The following is a 19,721-nucleotide window of genomic DNA, read 5'->3' on the forward strand; positions in this document are numbered from 1 at the left end:
GAGGATGCGAGGATATGGAAAACAAGCAGAAAGCGATTGGCGTATTGACCAGCGGCGGTGACGCCCCCGGCATGAACTCGGCGATCCGCGCCGTCGTCAGGGCCGCCCTTCATAAGAACATGCGGGTGATCGGCATCCGCCGCGGCTACAGCGGGCTGCTTGCCCACGATATGTTTGAGATGAACCTGCGCAGCGTCAGCGACACGCTCCACCGCGGCGGAACGATGCTCTATTCGGCGCGCTGCCCCGAGTTCCGCGACGACAAGGGCGTGGAGCGCGGCAAGGAGGCCTGCCTCCAGGCGGGCATCGACGGGCTGGTCGTCATCGGCGGCGACGGCTCCTTCCGCGGCGCGCGCGACCTCTCCCTCAAGGGGATCCCCTGCATCGGCCTGCCCGGCACGATCGACAACGACATCGCTTCGAGCGACTATACGATCGGCTTCGACACGGCGGTCAACACCGTCATGGACATGGTCGATAAGCTGCGCGACACCTCCCAATCCCACGACCGCTGCTCGATCGTCGAGGTCATGGGCCGCCGCTGCGGCGACATCGCCCTGCACGCCGGCATCGCCTGCGGCGCGGTTTCCATCCTGGTGCCCGAGGTGCCCTTCTCGATCGACGCGATCGTCGAGAAGATGCAGCGCACCCTGCGCACCGGCAAGAAGCACTTCATCGTCATCGTCGCCGAGGGCGTGACCAGCTCGGACGGCGTCGGTACGGTCCACGACATCGCCGAGGAGATTGAGGCGCGCACCGGCGTCGAGTCCCGCGCCACGGTGCTTGGCCATGTGCAGCGCGGCGGCGCCCCGACCGCCCGCGAGCGCGTGCTCGCCAGCGAGATGGGCTACCATGCGGTCGAGCTGCTTGAAAAGGGCATCGGCAACCGCGTGGTCGTCTGCCACGAGAACAAGATCGTCGACTACGAAATCCTCGAGGCCCTCAGCATGAAGAAGGAATTCAACCGCCACCTCTACGACATCGCGGACGCGATCAGCATCTGATCTGAAAGAAAAAGGCCCCTGGAAGCGCCTGCGCTTCCGGGGGCCTTTTTTTCCGCGCGCGGATTTGCTATAATAGGACAGGATTGGCCCCGCCGCCGGGAGGGGCGCGCGGGCGTATCAAAATTCGCGCAAATTTTTCTTCCCCGGGCGCTATTATGAAAAAAGGGGGTGGCGGACATGCTCTTTAACCGGAAACTGGAAAAGCCCCGCGTTGCGGCGGTCATCGCCGCGGCGGGGGCGGCCTCGCGCATGCAGGGGATCGACAAGCAGTTTGAGGAGATCTGCGGGGTCCCGGTCGTCGTGCGCACAATGCTCGCCTTTTCCGACAGCGACTGGATCGACGAAATCATCGTGGTCGCCCGCGCGCAGGATATCCCGACGATGCACGCCCTGATCCGCGCCTGGGGGGTCCCGAAGGTGCGTTCGGTGGTCGCCGGCGGCCAGACCCGCCAGCAGTCGGTCCAAAACGGCGTCGAGGCCGTCGGGTACGAGACGCAGTACGTGGCGGTCCACGACGGCGCGCGCCCGCTTGTGAACCAGCAGGTCATCGCGGACGCGGTGATCGACGCCGTCCGCTACGGCGCGGCGGCGGCGGCCGTGCCGGTGACCGACACCGTCAAGGTCGCGGATGAAAACAGGCGGATCCTTTCGACGCCCGATCGCAGCACCCTGTTCGCGGTGCAGACGCCGCAGGTGTTCGAGCTCGAGCGCTACCGGCTGGCGGCGCGGAAGGCGGAGGAAACGGGGATGGACTATACCGACGACTGCCAGATGCTCGAGGCGGCGGGGTACCCGGTCTATCTCGCGCGCGGGGACTACGACAACATCAAAATCACGACGCCGGTCGACCTCGTGGTCGCGACGGCGATGGTGGAGGCGGCGGAGGGGGAACGCATATGAGCGGCATGAGAATCGGGCACGGCTACGACGCGCACCGGCTCGCGGAAGGACGCAGGCTGGTGATCGGCGGGGTGGAGATCCCCTGGGAAAAGGGATTGCTCGGACATTCGGACGCGGACGTGCTCGCCCACGCGGTGATGGACGCGGTCCTCGGCGCGCTCGCGCTCGGAGATATCGGGGCGCAGTTCCCCGACAGCGATCCGGCCTATGAGGGCGCGGATTCGGTCGCGCTGCTCGGGCGGGTGCGCGCGATGGCCGAGCAGCGGGGCTGGAAGATCGGCAACGTGGACGCGACGGTCGTCGCGCAGGCCCCGAAGCTCGCGCCATACATCCCGCAGATGCGGCGGCGGCTGGCCGACGCCTGCGGGGTCCCGGCGGAGGATGTGAACGTCAAGGCCACCACCGAGGAGCACATGGGCTTCACCGGGAGCGGAGAGGGCGTCAGCGCCCACGCGGTCTGCCTGCTGATGAGGCGCTGACTTTCCGGGGCGTTCCTGCATATGATGATACAGCGGTACCTGCACGCGTTTTGACGCGCGGACTGTACCGCTGTATTTTCTTTTGCCCGCGCAGGCGGGAATACACAGTCGGCAATGCGGCGCGTCCGCATCCATGATTTCATAGCAGGGAGAACGATGCTTATGACAAATATAGATCAGGCCGTGCTGGTGGTCCGTTCCGTCACCAGCGCGATGAAGGGCCAGAAGCTCTTGGAACAGAATGGGATTTCCGCCTATGTGGAGCGAAACACCGCGCCCAACAGCAGACAGGGCTGCGGGTACGGGCTCAAAATCCGCGGCGACGTGGCCGCCGCCGCCGGAATCCTGAGCGCGGCGGGGATCAAGGTCTCGGAAATCCAGCGGGGAGGGTGACCGGATGATCTATTTCGACAACGCGGCCACCACCTTCCCGAAACCCGCTTCCGTCAAGGACGCCGTGGATACGGCGCTGATGCGTTACGGCGCCAACCCGGGGCGCAGCGGACACGACCTGTCGGCCGAGACCGCCAAACAGGTGTTCGAGGTGCGCTCGAAGGCCGCGGAATTTTTCGGCGCGGCGGACGTGGAGGACGTCGTCTTCACCCAGAACTGCACATACGCGGTCAACACGGTCGTCAAGGGGCTTTTCAAGCCGGGCGACCACGTCATCATCTCCGACCTCGAGCACAACGCGGTCCTGCGGCCGATCCACGCACTCACGGTGCAGGGGATCATCACCTACACGGTCGCGGAGACCTTTTCGGACGACGAGGAGACGGTGAACGCCTTCCGCTCCTGCATCCGGCCGAACACCCGCGCGATCATCGTCACGCACGGCTCCAACGTGTTCGGCGTCAAGCTGCCGATCGCGCGGCTGGCGCAGCTCGCACGGCAGTATGGGCTCTACTTCGCGGTCGATGCCGCCCAGACGGCCGGGATCGAGCCGATCGACGTCAAGGGGATGCAGATCAATTTCCTCTGCACGGCCGGGCACAAGGGGCTTTACGGTCCCACCGGGACCGGGTTGCTCATCACCTCGTGCGGCAAGCGCCTGCGGCCGCTCGCGGAGGGCGGGACGGGCAGCGTCTCCTACGATTACCTACAGCCCAATTTCATGCCCGACCGCTTCGAGGCGGGCACCCTCAACACGGTGGGCATCCTCGGCATGGGCGCGGGGATCGACTTTATCCGCCAGAGCGGAATGGAGCGGATCGCCGGGTTTGAGAGCGGGGTGGCCCGGTGCGTTTACGAGGAGCTCTGCGGAGTGAAGGGCGTCCGCCTTTACACGCCCGCCCCCCAGCACGGCAAAAACCTGCCGGTATTCAGCTTCAACATCGACGGCCTCGGCTCGGAGGAGACGACCGCGAAGCTCAACGAAATGGGGTTCGCGGTCCGCGGCGGGCTGCACTGCGCGCCGCTCGCGCACAAAAAATTCGGGACCAACCACGGCGGGACGGTGCGCCTGAGCGTCGGCGCCTTCAACACGCCCGACCAGGGAAGACAGTTCGCGCAGGCGGTCCGGAAGATCGCATATGAGAAATAAAGCCAACCGCGCCATGCGCCAAAAAAAAGATTGATTTGCTGTGGATATGTGATAAAATATAAAAAGGGATTTATGCGGCCGGAATGGTTTCCGGCCGCATCGTCCGAACGTCGAAGGGGAATGAATGTATGGCCGAGCTCTGGTACAACATTGTCAGAACGTTCAGCACGTTTGAGTGGAAAGACGCGCTGGACATCCTTGTCATGGCCTTTTTGATCTACCAGGGCATCAAGCTGGTGCGCGAAACGCGCGCCGCGCAGCTTGTCAAGGGCATCGCAATGCTGCTGCTGCTCTACCTGCTCGCGCAGGCGCTCGAGATGAAAGCCATGCAGTTCATTACAAAGAATATTTTGCAGATCGGCGTCTTGGCGCTCGTGATCGTCTTCCAGCCGGAGCTGCGGCGCGCGCTCGAACAGGTGGGGCGTTCCCGCATCGGCAAGCTGCAGGTCTTTTCAGGCGGGATGAGCGAACAGGAGACGCGCGCCAAATGGGTGAAGTTCATCAACGCCCTGGTGGAGGAGGCCTCCTCCCTCTCGCGCCAGAAGATCGGCGCGCTCGTCGTCATCGAGCAGAAGACCAAGCTCGGCGACATCATCAAGACGGGCACGGTCGTCGACGCCGACCCCACGCCCGAACTGATCGGAAACATCTTTTTCCCCAACTCGCCGCTGCATGACGGCGCGATGATCGTCCGCGAGGGAAGGCTCCACGCCGCGGGCTGTTTTCTGCCGCTCTCCGATAACCAGGAGATCAGCCGCGAATTGGGCACCCGCCACCGCGCGGCGCTCGGCATGAGCGAAATGAGCGACGCGATCGTCGTGGTCGTGTCGGAGGAGACCGGCTTTATCACCGTCTGCCGCAACGGCAAGCTGGAACGGGGGCTTTCCACCGCGCGCCTGCGGGAATATCTGGAAGCGGAGCTCACCCCCGAAAAAGCCGCCGCCGAGCCTTCCGACAAGCGTTTTGACCGCAAGCGGGGGAAGAAGAGCCCCGAGGGGGAAGATACGAATGAAGTTTAACTTTGGACGCCTCCTGGACAACCGGAGGCTGCTCATGATCCTTTCTCTGGTGACGTCGGTCATCATCTGGCTGGTGATCGTCTACTACGTCGAGCCGGATAAGGTTCAGACCATCCGCAACGTTCCGGTCACCATCACCGCCGACCAGGTGGACGCGCTCGCCGCGCTCAACCTGCGCATCGTCGACAGCGAGATCGAAACGGTCGACGTGCGCATCGAGGGCGCGCGCCCCGTCGTCGGCGCGGTAAAGCCCGCGGATGTGGACATCCGCGCGGACCTCTCCGGAATCACCGCGCCGGGCAGCTTCGACGTCGTCCTCTCGGGCGGCAAGACGGGCAACTACAGCGCGGGGGATAAATTTGGCAAGGGCTTCACCCTCGCGCAGGCCGACGCGATCAGCCCGACCACCGTGCGCGTGCGGGTGGACCGCCAGGCGCAGAAGACCTTCCAGGTCGCCACCGACATCGAGGGGCTCCAGACGCCCGAGGACTACGTCCGCGGACAGACGAAGGTCAGCCCGCGGGAGATCACGATCTCGGGCCCGGAAACCGACGTCGGGCGGATCGACAAATGCGTCGTTTCGATCAGTTTTGACGCGCCGATCACCTCCAGCAAGACCCGCACCGGCCAGATCGTCCTCTACGACGCCGAGGGCAACGAGCTCGACAGCAGCCTGCTGACGATGAGCGCCGAAACGGCGGATGTGACCATCCCGGTGCTCAAGCAGAAGGAACTGCCGGTCAGCGTCGAATATCTGAACGTCCCGTCGGGCTTCCCGATCGACTGGCTGGAGGATGAATACTCCGTTGCCTCCTTACTGGTCGCCGGGCCGGAGGAGCTAATCGACGCCTACAGCCAGCTCGACATGGGGTTCATCAACATTAACGAGATCACCATCGACAGCAACTTTTTCTCCTTTGACGTGAAGGGCTTTTTGCCCTCCGGTTTCACCAACCTCTCGGGGGTCGACACGGTCATCGTGACGATCAAGACCGCCGACATGCTCGAAGGCAACTATACGATCCCTGGCGACAACATCCGGGTCACCAACGTCCCGGTCAACTACAGCGTCACGGTGGAGTCCCCGAGCATTTCGGGGGTGCACATCATCGGGGACGCGGATGTGATGGCGACGCTTTCGGGGTCCGATCTGGTCGCGGAGGTCGACATGTCCACCAAGGATGTCTCCTCGCCCGGACCGTATACCATGCCGGTGCGTATCTCCGCGCCGGGCAAGGGGCTGGCGTGGGCGAGCGGCGACTACACCGTGCTCGTCAACATCAAGGAGCGATAGACAAACCATCCCGAGGGCGCCCGGCCTGCCGGACGCCCTCGTTTTTTGCGGAGGAGGACTTATGCCGATCATCGTCCATTCGATCACGACCTCGCTGGAGGAACCCGCGGAGGCCGCGCTTTCCCGCGCGGCCTCGCTGCTGGGCGTGCAGGCGGCGGACGCCTGCATCGTCAAAACGTCGCTCGACGCGCGCAAGCGGGGCGACATCCACTTTGTGCATACCGTGGCGCTCACGCTCGGGACCCCCGCGGAGGAGGAGGCCGCCGCCTCCCGCTGCGCCGACCGGCGGGTCTCCCTGCGGCGGGAGGAGCCGCTCGAGATCCCCCGCGGGACGCGGACGCTGGAACACCGCCCGGTGGTTGTGGGCTTCGGCCCCGCCGGGATGTTCGCCGGACTGCTGCTCGCGCAAAACGGCTACCGGCCGGTCATCCTCGAGCGGGGCGGGGAGATGGACCGGCGGGTCGCAGCGGTCGAGCGGTTCTGGAGGGAGGGGACCCTCGACCCCGGAACGAACGTGCAGTTCGGGGAGGGGGGCGCCGGGACCTTCTCGGACGGCAAGCTGACCACCCGCATCGGCGACCCGAAATGCGGCTGGGTGCTCCGGGAGTTCGTGCGGTTCGGCGCGCCGGCGGAGATCCTCTACCGGGCGAAGCCCCACATCGGTACCGACCGTCTGCGCGAGGTCGTCAAAAACCTGCGCGCGGAAATCTGCTCGCTCGGCGGGGAGGTGCGGTTTGACACCGCGCTGACCGACCTTGTGGTGACGGGCGGACGGCTGCGCGGCGCGCGCACCTCTGCCGGGGAGATCCCCGCCGACGTGCTGCTGCTCGCGGCGGGACACAGCGCGCGGGACACCTTTGAGATGCTCCTGCGGCGCGGTTTTGCGATGGAAGCCAAGCCCTTTTCGGTCGGCGTGCGGATCGAACACCTCCAGGCGGAGATCGACCGGGGGCTCTACGGCGAACACGCGGGACATCCCGCGCTGCCGCCGGGAGAGTATCAGCTTTCCCACCGGGTGGGGGAGCGCGGCGTCTACACCTTCTGCATGTGCCCGGGCGGCGTGGTCGTGCCCGCCGCGTCGGAGGAGGGGATGACGGTCACCAACGGGATGAGCTACCACGCGCGCGACGGGAAGAACGCCAACGCGGCGGTGGCCGTCTCGGTCACGCCCGCCGACTACGGCGGCGGGCCGCTGGGCGGGGCCGCGTTCCAGCGGGAGCTGGAACGGCGCGCCTACGCCGCCGGGGGCGGCGGCTACCGCGCGCCCGCGCAGGACATCGGGCACTTTTTCATGGGGAAGGCGGGGCTCGACGCCTCGCGGGTGCAGCCGACCTACGCGCGCGGGGTGACGCCCTGCGACTTTCACGAACTCCTGCCGGGGTTCGTCTCGTCAATGCTCGAAACGGGGCTGCGCGCCTTCGGGAAAAAGCTGCCCGGCTTCGACGCGCCCGGCGCGCTGCTCACCGGCGTCGAGACGCGGACCTCCTCGCCCGTGCGCATCCTGCGCGGGGAGGATTACCAGGCGCCAGGGGCCGGGGGGGTCTATCCCTGCGCGGAGGGCGCGGGCTACGCGGGCGGTATCATGAGCGCGGCGGTGGACGGTATCCGCGCGGCGCTTGCCGTCATGGCGGAATACCGGCCGTCCGATTAGGACCGGCAGGTCAGTGGCAGCCGCCGCCGCACAGCATAGAATGGTAGTGTCCGGTGCGCCGCCCCACGGGCGGGGCGCGGACGTTGTCATCCCGGCTGTGCGGTGGTTTTGCCGCTGGGGATGGCAGTATCTCTGACTGAGGAGGTCTGCCATGAAAATCGGTGTCGCGTTTTCCGGCAGCGGCGCGGGCGCGGCGGCGGCAAACGTCTTTGCCGACGAGCTGCTCAAGCGCTCCGTTGCGGTCGATATGCTCTCGGCGACCTCGCTGGCGGCGGTTCCGTCGCTGCTGTGGTCGCGCGGGGCGGGGCCGGAGGAGCTCGAAGAGCTGATGACCCTGTTTTCGGCGTCGCAGACGCCGCAGCTGGGACTCCGGCAGCTGGATCGAATGGGGATGTTCCGCGCGCCCGCGGTGTGCGACCTTGCGGTCAGCTGTGTCGATGCCTCCACCGGCATAACGGTGATCTATTCCGACACGCTGCACTCGGACGCGTGGAACCTCAAAGTCCTGTCGCTTTCCGGCAACGAACCGGCGGCGCTCGCCTGCGCGCTGAGTCCCTACCGGGACAGCGAGCCGTTCGTCCGCGAGGGAATGCGGCTGTGCGACTTTTCCGTTCGTTACGGCTGCCCGTTTTTCCCGCTCAAGATGGCGGGGATGGAGCGGATCCTGTCCGTCTCCTTCTCGGGAGGCGAATCCCCCGCGCAGGTTGCCGCCGACACCCTGTCGGCGCTGACCGGCAAAAACGCCGACCTGCATTACGACCTGCGGTTCGGCGGCGCGGATATCCCGGAGAAAATCCGGACGTTCGTGGAGGAGCATATCGCCGAGATCTACGAGAAGCTGCTTTTTTAGAGCGCAGGGACGGCCCGCTTTCGCGGGCCGTCCCTTTCTGCCGAGATGTGTCTTTTTTCTTTTGTGGATTTATGCTATAATCCTTTTATAAGAATGCAAAAAGAATCCCCGCGCAAATGGATGGCGCGCGGCCGGAAAGGACCACCATGGATAAAAAAGTGACGATTACCTGCCCCTGCCTCTTTGGGCTTGAGAGCGTGCTCTCCTTCGAGGTCAAAAAGCTCGGCGGGGAAAACATCACCGTCTCGGACGGGCGGGTGACCTTTGAGGGGAACCTCGCAATGGTCGCCAAGGCGAACATCTGGCTGCGCACCGCCGAACGGGTGGGGATCGTGATCGGGAAGTTCCGCGCCGAGACGTTCACCGAGCTTTTCGACGGGACGGCCGCGCTGCCGTGGGAGGACTTCATCGGGGTGGACGACCAGTTCCCGGTGAAGGGCTGGTCGCGGAATTCCAAGCTGTTCAGCATGTCCGACTGCCAGTCGATCATCAAGCGCGCGATTGTGCGGCGGTTTGAAAACGTCTACCACAAGGAGATTTTTGCCGAGACGGGCGCGATCTACCAGGTGCAGTTTTCCATCCTCAAGGATACGGTGACGCTGCTGCTCGATACGACGGGCGCGGGGCTTCACAAGCGCGGCTACCGCGCCAACGCGAACGAGGCGCCCATCAAGGAGACGATCGCGGCCGGCATCGTCGACCTCGCGCGGGTGCGGGGGGATTCCCTCGTCTACGACCCGATGTGCGGCTCCGGCACCATCGTGATCGAAGCGGCGCTCAAGGCGCTCAACATCGCGCCGGGCATCCGGAGGCGGTTCGCGGCGCAGAGCTGGAAGTGCTTCCAGAACGGCGTATTCGACGAGGTGCGCCGGGAGGCTTCGGCGCAGGTGCGCCGCGACGCGGTCTTCGAGGCGTTTGCCAGCGACATCGATCCCGAGGCGGTGCGCCTGACGCGGGAAAACGCCGCGAAGGCGGGAGTCGCCGGGCGCATCCATGTCCGGCAGGCGGACATCAAGGATTTTGCGCCCGAGATTCCCGAGGGGCGCAGGGGGGTCCTCATCACCAACCCGCCCTACGGGGAGCGGCTGCTCGCGGCCTCCGAGGCGGAGGAGATCTGCCGCACGATGGGACAGGTTTTCCCGCAGCGTGACGACCTCGGTTATTACATCATCAGCCCGCACGACGATTTCGAGGGGGTCTTCGGGCGGGAGGCGGTCCGCCGCCGCAAGCTCTATAACGGCATGATCAAATGCCAGGTCTACATGTATTTTAACAGCAGGCACGGGGAGAAGGCCTGACCTTCCCCCGAAACGGAATCAGGATTTTATTAGGCCGCCCGCGGAGAAATCCGCGGGCGGCCCTTTTGCGCCTGTCCGGTCTCCGGTTCTAAAAAAGCGGACGGGCTAATAAGATAGGAGGGAAGACTGGAAAAGGACGTGATGAAATGAAGGAAGACGAGCGCTACCTCTCCGCAGCGGCGACCCTTGGAGAACGGGTGCGGCGGGTGCTTTCGCGGGTCCCCGCGCAGATCGCGGCGGAGGTGACGGAAATCCGTTTGCGGACGGGTAAGCCCCTCGGGCTGATGGCTTCGGCCAAGGTGCTCTTTGTGGATGAAAACGGCGGGGCCTCCGACCGGCCCGCGCTGAACGCCTTTCTCCTGACTAAGGCGGACATGCAGGACTCCTTTGTGACGCTGTGCGGCTGGGCGGTGCACAGCCACCAGCGGGAGCTGTGCGATGGCTACCTCTCGGTGCGCGGCGGACACCGCGCGGGCATCGCGGCGACAGCCGTGGCCGAGGAGGGGAAGGTGACCGCCGTGCGGGACATCACCTCGATCAACCTGCGCGTCGCACGGGAGATCTACGGGGCGGCGGACCCGCTCGTGCGGGGCTGCTTCTGGGACAGGCCATGCGGCGTGCTCATCGTCGGGCCGCCCGCCAGCGGCAAGACGACGCTGCTGCGCGACACGGCGCGCCAGCTCTCCTCCGGTTCCCCGGGCGGCTACCTTAAGGTGTGCGTCGTCGACGAGAGCGGGGAGATCGGCGCGGCCTCGGGCGGCGTCGTACAGAGCGAGCTGGGGCCCTGCTGCGACCTGCTTTCCGGCTACCCGAAGGCGAAGGGGCTGCAGATCGCGGTGCGCTACCTCTCCCCGCAGGTGATCGTCTGCGACGAGATCTGCACCGACGGCGAGGTGGAGGCGGTGGCCGCAGCCGCCAACAGCGGCGTGGCGGTCGTGACCTCGCTGCACGCCGCCGACTACGAGGAATTTCTGCGCAAGCCGCAGGCCAGGCGGCTGCTGGAGACGGGCGCGTTCCAAAAGCTCGTGCTGCTGGAGGGCGCGGAAAGCCCCTCGAAAATCCGGGAGATCAGGGAGGTGCCGGCGCCATGCTGATGATATTGAAGGTTTGCGGAATGCTGCTGGTGGTCGCCTGCACCACCTCGATCGGAATTTCGATGGCGCAGGCGCTTTCCCGCCGTGTACGGGAGCTGGAGGGCTGCATCGCCCTGCTGACGGGGATGGAGGGGGAGCTTTCCTACAGCCTGGCGCCTCCCGACGAGGCCGTCGCGCGGCTGGAGGAGCGGGAATCGGCGCAGGAGGCGCCCTTCCTGCCCGCCTGCGCCGCCCTCTGCCGGAAGGGAACGCCCTTTCCGCAGGCGTGGCGGGAAGCGGTGGCAAAGCAGGGCGGGAGCCTCACCCGGGAGGACGCCGCGATCGTCGAGGCGCTGGCCGACACCCTTGGGCAGTGCGACCTCGACGGGCAGCTCTCGAGCCTCTCCCACGCGAAGTCGCTGCTCGCCATGCAGCTGGCCGCGGCCCGGGAACGGTGCGAATCCCACGGCAAGCTCTACCGCACGATGGGCCTTTTGGCGGGAGCCTTTGTGGTGGTCTTTTTCATTTGATGATTGTACTGCGAAAACAGGCCGCCTGCGGGGCCGGGGAAGCATCCGGAAAAAGAAGTTCTGAACCGGGAGGGACAGGCATATCTATAATGCAAAGGACAAGTTTGGCGGGAAAGGACGATGAAAGATTATGGATGTGGATTTGATCTTTAAAATCGCGGCGATCGGGATCATTGTGGCGGTCCTCAACCAGGTGCTGATCCGCTCGGGGCGGGAAGAACAGGCGATGATGACCACCCTTGCGGGGCTGATCGTCGTGCTGATGATGATCATCGTGCAGATCAACACGCTGTTCGAGACGGTCAAGAGCGTCTTTGGGCTCTACTGACATGAATATGATGACGATTACCGGGCTGGCGATCGTCGCGGTCGCGCTCGGCACGGTGCTCAAGCAGAAAAACCCCGAGTACTCCCTGCTGCTTTCGCTGACGGCGGGCGTGCTGATCCTGGGGATGATCATCACCTCCGCGCTGCCGCTTTTCGAACGGATCCGGTCCCTTTTCGAGGCGACGGGCGCCAAGGCGGAATACGTGCAGATCCTCTTCAAGGCGCTGGGGCTCTGCTTCATCACCCAGATCGCCTGCGACGCCTGCCGTGACCTCGGGGAGACGGCGATCGCCTCCAAGGTGGAGACGGCGGGCAAGCTGTCGGTGCTGCTCGTCAGTTTGCCACTCTTTGAAAAGATCCTCGGCATCGCGGGCGGCCTGATCGGGGGTGCGGGATGATGCGGCGGCTTGTTGGGTTTTTCGCGGCGCTGTTTTTGGCCGGCCTCTGCGGGACGACCGCCTTCGCGGTGGAACTGGTCACCTGGGACAGGCCTGGCGACGCGGCGGAGGTGTGGGGCTACGCGGGCGCGGGGGAGGGGGATTACGACCTGAGCCGGGAGCTCGACGCGGTGGGCGCGGACGAGCTGCTCGGCGAACTGCCGGACGACGCGCAGGATCTGATGGAGCGCACCGGGATGCACGGCATCGACTACAAGGAGCTGCTCGCCCTCTCGCCCGAGGCGTTCTTCCGGGAGATCTGGGGGCTCGTGAAGGAGCGCATCCGCCTGCCGCTGACCGTCTTCGGCGCGGTGCTCGGCACGGTGCTGCTCTGCGCCATGCTCGACGGGCTCAAGACCTCCCTCTGGGAGGGGACGCTGTCGACCGTCTTCGCGGCGGTGGCGGTGGTGTGCGTGGCGGCGTCGATCGTCTCGCCGATCATCGACTGCATCACGACGACCGCCGCGGCCATCCGCGACTACTCCAACTTCGTCCTCGCGTTCATCCCGATCTTTTCGTCGATTGTCACAGTCGGGGGGCAGGCGGTCACCGCCACCACCTACACCGCCTTCCTCTTCATGGCCTGCCAGGTGGTCTCGCAGGTGGTGGCGGGAATCTTCGTGCCGCTGATGGGGGTCTACCTCGCCTTCTGCGTGGTCGGGAACCTCGCGCCCGGCGTCGACGTGTCGGCGGTCGCGGGGGCGATCAAATCGGCGGTGTCGTGGGCGCTGGGGCTGCTGCTCACCCTCTTCGTGGGGCTGCTCTCGCTCCAGACGATGGTCGCGTCGGGCAGCGACACGGTCGCCTCCAAGGCGGCGAAATTTCTGATCGGCAGCTTTGTGCCGGTGGTGGGCGGCGCTCTCTCCGACGCCTTCGTCGCCACGCAGGGATACCTGAGGCTCCTCAAGGCGACGGTCGGCGTGTTTGGCATCCTGATCGCGCTGATGACCTTCCTGCCCGTCTTTCTGCAGACGGTGCTGTGGTATTTCACCGTAAATCTCGCGGGGGCGGTGAGCGAAATGCTCGGCGTAAAGCCGGTGGCGAGCATCCTCAAAAGCTCCTCCGCCACGCTGGGAATCCTCATCGCGGTCATCCTCTGCTTCGCGCTGCTCATCGTCATTTCGACCTCGCTCGTCATGATGGTGTCCACCGGGGTGTAGGACGGGGTTTTCGGGGACGTGTCATATTTTCGCGGGGAGGGAACGTATATTGGATAGTGTCAGGCAGTGGGCGTTCGGCATCTGCGCCGCGGCGATCGCCTGCGCGCTCGCGCAGCTCATCCTGCCGAAGTCCAGCATGCAGCGGGTCTTCAACATCACCTGCGGCGTCTTTTTTCTCGGGTGCCTGCTTTCGCCGGTCGTGCTGCCGTCCGCCGCGGTCGAGCTCACGCCGCCGGAATCGATCCAGCGGCAGATCGAGGAAAAGGCCGGACGGCTTGAGAGCGCGGTGGAGGAGGGCGCGCAGGAACGCGCGACCGAAAGCGTGCGGCTGGAGGCGATGCGCGCCCTGCGGGACATGGGCGTCAGCTACAATAAAATTTACATAAATGTACATGACGACGGGCAGGGCGGCATATCTATTAGTGAGTGCGAGGTGGAGCTCGACCGCAGCTATCTGCCCCGGCACAACGAGATCCGCGCCGCATTGACCGAACGCCTCGGCGTCAGGGTACTGATTGGATATGACGACAAAGGAGTGACCTCATGAATGGGACCAGATTGGGCGCGGGACTGCGGGAAAAGCTGGACGCGGTCTTCAAGGGAAAGCACAGCCGCACCCTACTATTCGTCGGGATAGCCGGCATGGCGCTGATATTCCTTTCGACGGTGATCCAGACCGGAGGCTCCAACAAGCCGAATCCCAGCGTCGGGGCGGGACAGCTTACCTCGCAGGAGTATGTGGCGCAGCTGGAGGAGCGGCTCACCGGGATCGTGGGGAGCATCGAAGGGGTGGGCCGGTGCCAGGTGATGGTCACGGCCGAAAGCGGCGTCGAATATGTCTACGCGGTGGAGGAGACGCAGAACGTCAACCGCACCAACAGCTATAACGGCGACGAGGTGGCCCGGGAGACCCAGCAGGAGAACACCGAGCAGAAATACATCGTCGTCGACGCCGGGAACGGCAAAAAGGAGGCGCTCGTCAAAACCGAACGGCAGCCCGCCATCCAGGGGGTCGTCATCGTGTGCGAGGGCGCGGGGAGCATGGTGGTGCAGGAACGGGTGACGCAGGTGGTCACCACCGCGCTCGGAATCCCCTACAACAAGGTGTGCGTCACCAAGCTCAGCAAATGACTCGTGCATACCCTGCGGCGGCAGCCCGCAGTTTATGGCCATAAGTTCAGTTTATCAAAAGAGGAGGAACCCCCGTATGAATATGATTATCGGCAAAAAACAGATCATCCTGGCATCCCTGGTGGTAGGGCTCGGGCTGGCCGTCTACGTCAACTATCAATTCGCCAGGACGGACGGCGACCTGACCGCGACCGGAGCGCTCGCCAATGACAAGAACTACGGCGACGCCCAGCTGGTCGACGCGAACGACCCGACGGTGGACGACATCGACGGCGAGGCCTATTTTGCCGAGGCAAAGGTCACCCGCCAGCGCTCCCGCGACGAGTCGGTCGAGACCCTCAAGAATATGATGGCCAGCGCGGACGTCGACCCGGACATCAAGGCGGAGATGGCGCTCAAGGCCACCGAGATCGCAAAGTCGATCGAGACGGAGGGCAAGATTGAAAATCTCATCAAGGCCAAGGGCTTCGAGGACTGCATGGTCTACTACGACACCGACAACGTCGACGTGGTGGTCAAGACGGAGGGGCTCGAAGCGGACCAGGTGGCCCAGATGAAGGATATCATCCTCAAGGAGACCAGCATCCCGGTCGAGAACATCTCGATCGTCGAGATCAGTTAGCCCGCAGCCGGAATCTTCACCAAAAAAGCCTGCTGAAAAGCAGGCTTTTTCCTTCTCCTTTCTTTGCGGAAAAGATTGCATATACGGTTGTATATTCGGAATTTTATGATATAATATTCCTGTATGCTACACCGGCTCCCGAAAAACAATCGGACACATCCGTTTCTCGCCATACAAAGGAGAATGATTATGCAGAGTCACGACCAGAATCAGGCAGCAGGCAATCTCAAGATTTCCCGCGAGGTGATCGCCACCATCGCTCGCTACGCGGCGCTGGAGATCGAAGGGGTGGACTCCCTCGCTTCCTTTGCGACCAACCTCAAGGGCTGGCTGCTCAAAAAACAGTCCGCTAAGCCGATCGACATCGACCTGTCGGACGACGTGGCCGTCATCGAGCTCCATGTGAACATCAAGGCGGGCGTCAACATCCCCGAGACCGCCGAGAAGATCCAGTCGGCCGTCAAGGAGGCCGTCCAGAACATGACCGGGATCGCCGTTTCACGGGTCAACATCAACATCGCCGGCATCGTCTTTGCCGAGCCCGCCGAGCAGACGGAAGCCTGACCAAAAAACGATTCACTGCCCTCCGAGGCCCCCTTGGAGGGTATTCTTGTCGCAGACGTACAATTAGGAGAGGACAATATGAAACGAAGCGAATCCCGCGAACAGGCCTTTATGCTGGTATTTGAGCGATCCTTCAAGGAGGAATCGGTCGACGAGATCATCGAGGAGGCCGTGATCGGCCGCAACCTCGAGGTGGATGATTATGCATACCGCCTTGCAAGCGACGTCTGCGATCATCTGCCCTGGCTCGACGAGACGATCACCGCCCACTCGAAAAAGTGGAAGCTCAACCGCATGTCGCGCGTGGCGCTGACCATCCTGCGGCTGAGTCTGTGGGAGATCGACAACGTCGACACGGTGCCGGTCGGCGCCTCGATCAACGAGGCGGTCGAGCTCGCCAAAAAATACGGCAGCGCCGACGACTTTTCCTTTGTCAACGGGGTGCTCGGCGCCTATGTGCGCGCGAAGGGGCAGGATGTGCCCGAGGCGCGCCGGGCCGAGGAGGAGGCCGCGGCTTCGGCCGGGGAGGCGAAGGCGGAGGACGAGGCGGTCCGCGCCGCCAAAGAGGCCGCCGCTGAAACGGCGGCGGAGTAACGCGATGGCCTGGTACCTCGGAATCGACACGAGCAACTACACCACCTCCGCCGCCCTCTATGATTCGGAAAGCGGCGCGGTGCGCCAGCAAAAACGGCTCCTTCCGGTGAGAGAGGGGGAGCTCGGCCTGCGGCAGAGCGACGCGGTCTTCGCGCATGTCAAACAGCTCGGCGCGCTGGTTGAGGCCCTTTTTGAAGCGGGGCCCCCGCCGCTCGCGGGCGTCGGGGTGTCGGTGCGCCCGCGCGACGCCGAGGGCTCCTATATGCCCTGCTTCCTCGTCGGGGAGGCGGTTGCCCAATCGGTCGGCGCCGCCTGCGGCGCGCCGCTCACGCGGGTATCCCACCAGTCGGGACACATCGCGGCGGCGCTTTTTTCCGCCGGCCGGCTCGACCTGATCGGGGAGCGGTTCGCGGCTTTCCACCTGTCGGGCGGCACGACCGAATGCCTGATCGCCGAACCGAGCGGGCCGTGCGGCTTTACCGTGCGGCTCTTCGCCCGTTCGCTCGACCTCAAGGCGGGGCAAGCGGTCGACCGCGTGGGCGGGATGCTCGGCCTGCGGTTTCCCGCAGGGCGGGAGCTCGAACGCCTCGCGAAGGAATCGGAAAAGACCTACCGGGTGCGTCCGGTGATGAAGGGGGCGGACTGCTCCCTCTCCGGGATCGAGAACCGCTGCCAAAAGATGAAGCTCGACGGGGAGGCGGACTGCGATATCGCGCGTTACTGCCTCGACAGCATCCTCGCCGCCCTCTGCGGCATGACCGAGGCGGTCCGGGCGCGGTTCGGCGAGCTGCCCATCCTCTACGCGGGGGGCGTCATGTCCAATTCGATCATCCGCGAGGCGGTGACCGCGCGGTACGGGGGCTATTTCGCCGACCCGCAGTTTTCCTCCGACAACGCCGCCGGGGTCGCGATTTTGGCGTCGCGCGCGGGAGAGGGGGGGATGGCGTGCTGAAGAACCCCACCGTTGTTTCGGTCTCCCAGCTCAACCGCTATGTGAAATCCCTCCTTGAATCGGACCACGTCCTTTCGGGGCTGATGGTCCGGGGGGAGATCTCCAATTTTACCCGGCACTACAAGTCGGGGCACCTCTATTTCACGCTCAAGGACGATTCCGCCGCCGTCAAGGCGGTGATGTTCCGCAGCTACGCGGCGCGCGTGCCCTTTTCGCCCGAGAACGGCATGTCGGTGATCGTGAGCGGTTCCGTCTCCCTTTACGAGCGGGACGGCAGCTACCAGTTCTATGTGACCGATATGCAGCCGGACGGGATCGGCGCGCTCCACCTGGCCTATGAGCAGCTCAAGGCGAAGCTCGCGGCCGAGGGGCTCTTCGACGAGGCGCGCAAGCGCCCGCTGCCGCCCTATCCCGAGCGGATCGGCATCGTGACGAGCGAGGGCGCGGCGGCGCTGCAGGATATGCTCAATATCCTCTCCCGCCGCTACCCGGCGGCAACGGTCGTGCTCTGTCCCGCGCAGGTGCAGGGGGCGGGCGCGGCAAGGACGCTGATCGACGGCATCCGCGCCCTCAACGCTGCCAAAGCCTGCGACCTGATCATCATCGGGCGGGGCGGCGGCTCGATCGAGGACCTCTGGGCCTTCAACGACGAAGCCCTCGCGCGCGCGATCGCGGCGAGCGGCGTCCCGGTGATTTCCGCCGTCGGGCACGAGACCGACTTTACAATCGCCGACTTCGCGGCCGATTTGCGCGCGCCGACCCCTTCCGCCGCGGCGGAGCTCGCCGTGCCCAACATGGCCGACCTGCAATATTACCTCGCCGATCTCGGCGCGCGCTGCCACGGGGCGGTCGTCCGCCGTATCGAGGGGATGGAGCTCCGGCTGCGCCAGCTGCGCGCCGGGCTTACGACCCCCGAGGGGGTCCTGCGCGCCTGCGGACTGCGGCTGGACGCGCTGGAACGGGAGATCCGCGCGGGCGTTCTGCAAAGGCTGGACGGCGCGCGAAACCGCCTGCAATACCTCGGCGCGCTCGTGGAGGAGCGCAGTCCGATGAAGATCCTCTCCCGCGGCTACAGCCTGACGAGCGCGGACGGGCGCACCGTCCTCTCGGCGGAACAGGTGAAGCCGGGGGACCTGCTGACCACGCGGGTCGCCGACGGAGAGATCCTGTCGGAAGTGACCGGGACGAATAGGAGGACGACATGATCAAGACGATGACGCTGGAAGCCGCGGTCGCGCGGCTTGAGGAGATCGCCGCGAAATTGGGCGGCGACGTTTCGATCGACGATGCGGTCAAGCTCTACGGCGAGGCTGTAAAGCTGATGGACTTTGCAAACGGGAAGCTGGACGCCGCCAAGCTCAAGGTGGAGAAGCTGGCGGCCCCGAAGGAGACGGAAGATGAACCGGTATGAACAGCAGCTCGCGTCCTACGCGACGCAGGTAAACGACGCGCTGCGGGAACGGCTGCACTTCGACCGGGAGCTGCGGCAGATCGTGGTCGTCGACGCGATGCGCCACAGCCTGCTTGACGCGGGCAAGCGGCTGCGGGCGGCGATGGTGCTCGAGTTCGGGCGGCTCACCCACGCCTCCCGGGAGGGGGCAATGGCGCTGGCCTGTGCGATCGAGATGATCCATGCCTACTCCCTCATCCACGACGATCTGCCCTGTATGGATGACGACGATTTCCGCCGCGGCAAGCCCTCCTGCCACAAGGCGTTCGGCGAGGCCAACGCCCTGCTCGCGGGGGACGGGCTGCTCACGCTGGCGTTTGAGACGGCCGCCGACGCACCCCTTTCCGACACGCAGCGGGTGGAAGCGGTCCGCACCCTTGCTAAGGCGGCGGGGGTGCGCGGGATGCTCGGCGGCCAGGTGATCGACCTCGGCTGCGAGGGCAAGCCGGTCGATCTCGAGACGCTCAACACCCTCTACGCGCTCAAGACGGGCGCGCTGCTGCGCGCCTCCGCGCGGCTCGGCTGTCTCGCGGGGAACGCGGGGGAGGAACTCCTGGAGACGGCGGACCGGTACGCGCGGGCGTGCGGGCTGGCGTTCCAGATCACCGACGACATCCTCGACGTGGCGGGCGACGCCGAAAAGCTCGGTAAGCCGACCGGCAGCGACGAGGAAAACCACAAGACGACCTATGTCACCCTGTTGGGGCTTTCGGGCGCGCGGGAGCGCGCGCGGGAACTGATCGGCGAAGCCGGGGAATGCGTCGCGGCGATCCCCGGCAATGAATTTCTGCTGTGGGTCGCGGAGATGATCCTCGGCAGGGACCACTAAAGCATCCGGACAAC

At 65.0% G+C, this 19,721-nt stretch carries 24 protein-coding genes; all 24 read left to right on the plus strand.

Going from position 1 to position 19,721, the window contains the following annotated elements; genetic code table 11:
• Positions 1-14 precede the first annotated feature (14 nt).
• Positions 15-1,004 (plus strand): 6-phosphofructokinase, encoded by a 990-nt coding sequence (gene pfkA, locus NE609_RS01115; RefSeq protein WP_101550799.1) that lies wholly within the window; start codon positions 15-17, stop codon positions 1,002-1,004.
• Positions 1,005-1,181: 177 nt separating this feature from the next.
• Complete coding sequence (gene ispD, locus NE609_RS01120) at positions 1,182-1,904, plus strand: 2-C-methyl-D-erythritol 4-phosphate cytidylyltransferase (RefSeq protein ID WP_121585669.1); 723 nt, start codon at positions 1,182-1,184, stop codon at positions 1,902-1,904.
• 5 nt (positions 1,905-1,909) lie between these two features.
• The gene (gene ispF, locus NE609_RS01125; protein WP_256151525.1) at positions 1,910-2,383 is read left to right on the plus strand and encodes a 2-C-methyl-D-erythritol 2,4-cyclodiphosphate synthase; all 474 of its coding nucleotides are present in this window, start codon (positions 1,910-1,912) and stop codon (positions 2,381-2,383) included.
• Between the two features lie 162 nt (positions 2,384-2,545).
• On the plus strand, positions 2,546-2,776 hold the full coding sequence (locus NE609_RS01130; RefSeq protein ID WP_158595512.1) for a putative Se/S carrier-like protein: 231 nt from the start codon (positions 2,546-2,548) through the stop codon (positions 2,774-2,776).
• 4 nt (positions 2,777-2,780) lie between these two features.
• The gene (locus tag NE609_RS01135; RefSeq protein WP_256151430.1) at positions 2,781-3,926 is read left to right on the plus strand and encodes an aminotransferase class V-fold PLP-dependent enzyme; all 1,146 of its coding nucleotides are present in this window, start codon (positions 2,781-2,783) and stop codon (positions 3,924-3,926) included.
• A 128-nt stretch (positions 3,927-4,054) separates the two neighbouring features.
• On the plus strand, positions 4,055-4,945 hold the full coding sequence (gene cdaA / locus NE609_RS01140; protein ID WP_242970832.1) for a diadenylate cyclase CdaA: 891 nt from the start codon (positions 4,055-4,057) through the stop codon (positions 4,943-4,945).
• Entirely contained in the window at positions 4,935-6,239 is a 1,305-nt protein-coding gene (locus NE609_RS01145) for a YbbR-like domain-containing protein (protein ID WP_256151431.1), read from the plus strand. Before cdaA ends, NE609_RS01145 begins: the two co-directional genes overlap by 11 nt.
• A gap of 61 nt (positions 6,240-6,300) precedes the next feature.
• Positions 6,301-7,890 carry an NAD(P)/FAD-dependent oxidoreductase gene (locus NE609_RS01150; RefSeq protein ID WP_256151432.1) on the plus strand — a complete coding sequence of 530 codons (1,590 nt, stop codon included), beginning with the start codon at positions 6,301-6,303 and terminating at the stop codon, positions 7,888-7,890.
• 151 nt (positions 7,891-8,041) lie between these two features.
• The gene (locus NE609_RS01155; protein ID WP_256151433.1) at positions 8,042-8,740 is read left to right on the plus strand and encodes a hypothetical protein; all 699 of its coding nucleotides are present in this window, start codon (positions 8,042-8,044) and stop codon (positions 8,738-8,740) included.
• Positions 8,741-8,886: 146 nt separating this feature from the next.
• Positions 8,887-10,038: a class I SAM-dependent RNA methyltransferase gene (locus NE609_RS01160; protein WP_101550783.1), complete on the plus strand. Its 1,152-nt coding sequence runs from the start codon at positions 8,887-8,889 to the stop codon at positions 10,036-10,038.
• Positions 10,039-10,184: 146 nt separating this feature from the next.
• On the plus strand, positions 10,185-11,132 hold the full coding sequence (locus NE609_RS01165) for an ATPase, T2SS/T4P/T4SS family (protein ID WP_121585663.1): 948 nt from the start codon (positions 10,185-10,187) through the stop codon (positions 11,130-11,132).
• Entirely contained in the window at positions 11,126-11,641 is a 516-nt protein-coding gene (locus NE609_RS01170) for a stage III sporulation protein AB (RefSeq protein ID WP_121585662.1), read from the plus strand. Before NE609_RS01165 ends, NE609_RS01170 begins: the two co-directional genes overlap by 7 nt.
• Positions 11,642-11,771: 130 nt before the next feature.
• The gene (gene spoIIIAC, locus NE609_RS01175; RefSeq protein WP_006875388.1) at positions 11,772-11,969 is read left to right on the plus strand and encodes a stage III sporulation protein AC; all 198 of its coding nucleotides are present in this window, start codon (positions 11,772-11,774) and stop codon (positions 11,967-11,969) included.
• Position 11,970: 1 nt separating this feature from the next.
• Positions 11,971-12,366, plus strand: coding sequence for a SpoIIIAC/SpoIIIAD family protein (locus tag NE609_RS01180; RefSeq protein ID WP_101550777.1), 396 nt, complete (start codon positions 11,971-11,973; stop codon positions 12,364-12,366).
• Positions 12,366-13,565, plus strand: coding sequence for a stage III sporulation protein AE (locus NE609_RS01185; RefSeq protein ID WP_256151434.1), 1,200 nt, complete (start codon positions 12,366-12,368; stop codon positions 13,563-13,565). Before NE609_RS01180 ends, NE609_RS01185 begins: the two co-directional genes overlap by 1 nt.
• A gap of 49 nt (positions 13,566-13,614) precedes the next feature.
• Positions 13,615-14,112, plus strand: coding sequence for a stage III sporulation protein AF (locus NE609_RS01190; RefSeq protein ID WP_256151435.1), 498 nt, complete (start codon positions 13,615-13,617; stop codon positions 14,110-14,112).
• Positions 14,109-14,696 carry a hypothetical protein gene (locus NE609_RS01195; protein ID WP_147437500.1) on the plus strand — a complete coding sequence of 196 codons (588 nt, stop codon included), beginning with the start codon at positions 14,109-14,111 and terminating at the stop codon, positions 14,694-14,696. The genes NE609_RS01190 and NE609_RS01195 overlap by 4 nt, the downstream gene beginning before the upstream one ends.
• A 76-nt stretch (positions 14,697-14,772) precedes the next feature.
• Positions 14,773-15,318 carry a SpoIIIAH-like family protein gene (locus NE609_RS01200; protein WP_158595510.1) on the plus strand — a complete coding sequence of 182 codons (546 nt, stop codon included), beginning with the start codon at positions 14,773-14,775 and terminating at the stop codon, positions 15,316-15,318.
• Between the two features lie 189 nt (positions 15,319-15,507).
• Positions 15,508-15,882, plus strand: a complete 375-nt coding sequence (locus NE609_RS01205) for an Asp23/Gls24 family envelope stress response protein (RefSeq protein ID WP_158595509.1) — start codon at positions 15,508-15,510, stop codon at positions 15,880-15,882.
• Positions 15,883-15,960: 78 nt separating this feature from the next.
• The gene (nusB, locus tag NE609_RS01210) at positions 15,961-16,476 is read left to right on the plus strand and encodes a transcription antitermination factor NusB (RefSeq protein WP_101550764.1); all 516 of its coding nucleotides are present in this window, start codon (positions 15,961-15,963) and stop codon (positions 16,474-16,476) included.
• A 4-nt stretch (positions 16,477-16,480) separates the two neighbouring features.
• On the plus strand, positions 16,481-17,428 hold the full coding sequence (locus NE609_RS01215) for a peptidase M22 (RefSeq protein ID WP_256151436.1): 948 nt from the start codon (positions 16,481-16,483) through the stop codon (positions 17,426-17,428).
• Positions 17,422-18,633, plus strand: a complete 1,212-nt coding sequence (gene xseA / locus NE609_RS01220; protein WP_256151437.1) for an exodeoxyribonuclease VII large subunit — start codon at positions 17,422-17,424, stop codon at positions 18,631-18,633. Before NE609_RS01215 ends, xseA begins: the two co-directional genes overlap by 7 nt.
• Positions 18,630-18,839 (plus strand): exodeoxyribonuclease VII small subunit, encoded by a 210-nt coding sequence (gene xseB, locus NE609_RS01225; protein ID WP_256151438.1) that lies wholly within the window; start codon positions 18,630-18,632, stop codon positions 18,837-18,839. Before xseA ends, xseB begins: the two co-directional genes overlap by 4 nt.
• Positions 18,826-19,707: a polyprenyl synthetase family protein gene (locus NE609_RS01230; RefSeq protein WP_256151439.1), complete on the plus strand. Its 882-nt coding sequence runs from the start codon at positions 18,826-18,828 to the stop codon at positions 19,705-19,707. Before xseB ends, NE609_RS01230 begins: the two co-directional genes overlap by 14 nt.
• Positions 19,708-19,721: the final 14 nt, after the last annotated feature.

It is taken from the genome of Anaerotruncus sp. DFI.9.16, assembly GCF_024461615.1.
Lineage (GTDB): Bacteria > Bacillota > Clostridia > Oscillospirales > Ruminococcaceae > Anaerotruncus > Anaerotruncus massiliensis.

Coding starts and splice junctions, on each gene's coding strand:
- pfkA (WP_101550799.1), top strand. CDS start 15: ATGGAAAACAAGCAGAAAGCGATTGGCGTATTGACCAGCGGCGGTGAC.
- ispD (WP_121585669.1), top strand. CDS start 1,182: ATGCTCTTTAACCGGAAACTGGAAAAGCCCCGCGTTGCGGCGGTCATC.
- ispF (WP_256151525.1), top strand. CDS start 1,910: ATGAGAATCGGGCACGGCTACGACGCGCACCGGCTCGCGGAAGGACGC.
- NE609_RS01130 (WP_158595512.1), top strand. CDS start 2,546: ATGACAAATATAGATCAGGCCGTGCTGGTGGTCCGTTCCGTCACCAGC.
- NE609_RS01135 (WP_256151430.1), top strand. CDS start 2,781: ATGATCTATTTCGACAACGCGGCCACCACCTTCCCGAAACCCGCTTCC.
- cdaA (WP_242970832.1), top strand. CDS start 4,055: ATGGCCGAGCTCTGGTACAACATTGTCAGAACGTTCAGCACGTTTGAG.
- NE609_RS01145 (WP_256151431.1), top strand. CDS start 4,935: ATGAAGTTTAACTTTGGACGCCTCCTGGACAACCGGAGGCTGCTCATG.
- NE609_RS01150 (WP_256151432.1), top strand. CDS start 6,301: ATGCCGATCATCGTCCATTCGATCACGACCTCGCTGGAGGAACCCGCG.
- NE609_RS01155 (WP_256151433.1), top strand. CDS start 8,042: ATGAAAATCGGTGTCGCGTTTTCCGGCAGCGGCGCGGGCGCGGCGGCG.
- NE609_RS01160 (WP_101550783.1), top strand. CDS start 8,887: ATGGATAAAAAAGTGACGATTACCTGCCCCTGCCTCTTTGGGCTTGAG.
- NE609_RS01165 (WP_121585663.1), top strand. CDS start 10,185: ATGAAGGAAGACGAGCGCTACCTCTCCGCAGCGGCGACCCTTGGAGAA.
- NE609_RS01170 (WP_121585662.1), top strand. CDS start 11,126: ATGCTGATGATATTGAAGGTTTGCGGAATGCTGCTGGTGGTCGCCTGC.
- spoIIIAC (WP_006875388.1), top strand. CDS start 11,772: ATGGATGTGGATTTGATCTTTAAAATCGCGGCGATCGGGATCATTGTG.
- NE609_RS01180 (WP_101550777.1), top strand. CDS start 11,971: ATGAATATGATGACGATTACCGGGCTGGCGATCGTCGCGGTCGCGCTC.
- NE609_RS01185 (WP_256151434.1), top strand. CDS start 12,366: ATGCGGCGGCTTGTTGGGTTTTTCGCGGCGCTGTTTTTGGCCGGCCTC.
- NE609_RS01195 (WP_147437500.1), top strand. CDS start 14,109: ATGAATGGGACCAGATTGGGCGCGGGACTGCGGGAAAAGCTGGACGCG.
- NE609_RS01200 (WP_158595510.1), top strand. CDS start 14,773: ATGAATATGATTATCGGCAAAAAACAGATCATCCTGGCATCCCTGGTG.
- NE609_RS01205 (WP_158595509.1), top strand. CDS start 15,508: ATGCAGAGTCACGACCAGAATCAGGCAGCAGGCAATCTCAAGATTTCC.
- nusB (WP_101550764.1), top strand. CDS start 15,961: ATGAAACGAAGCGAATCCCGCGAACAGGCCTTTATGCTGGTATTTGAG.
- NE609_RS01215 (WP_256151436.1), top strand. CDS start 16,481: ATGGCCTGGTACCTCGGAATCGACACGAGCAACTACACCACCTCCGCC.
- xseB (WP_256151438.1), top strand. CDS start 18,630: ATGATCAAGACGATGACGCTGGAAGCCGCGGTCGCGCGGCTTGAGGAG.
- NE609_RS01230 (WP_256151439.1), top strand. CDS start 18,826: ATGAACCGGTATGAACAGCAGCTCGCGTCCTACGCGACGCAGGTAAAC.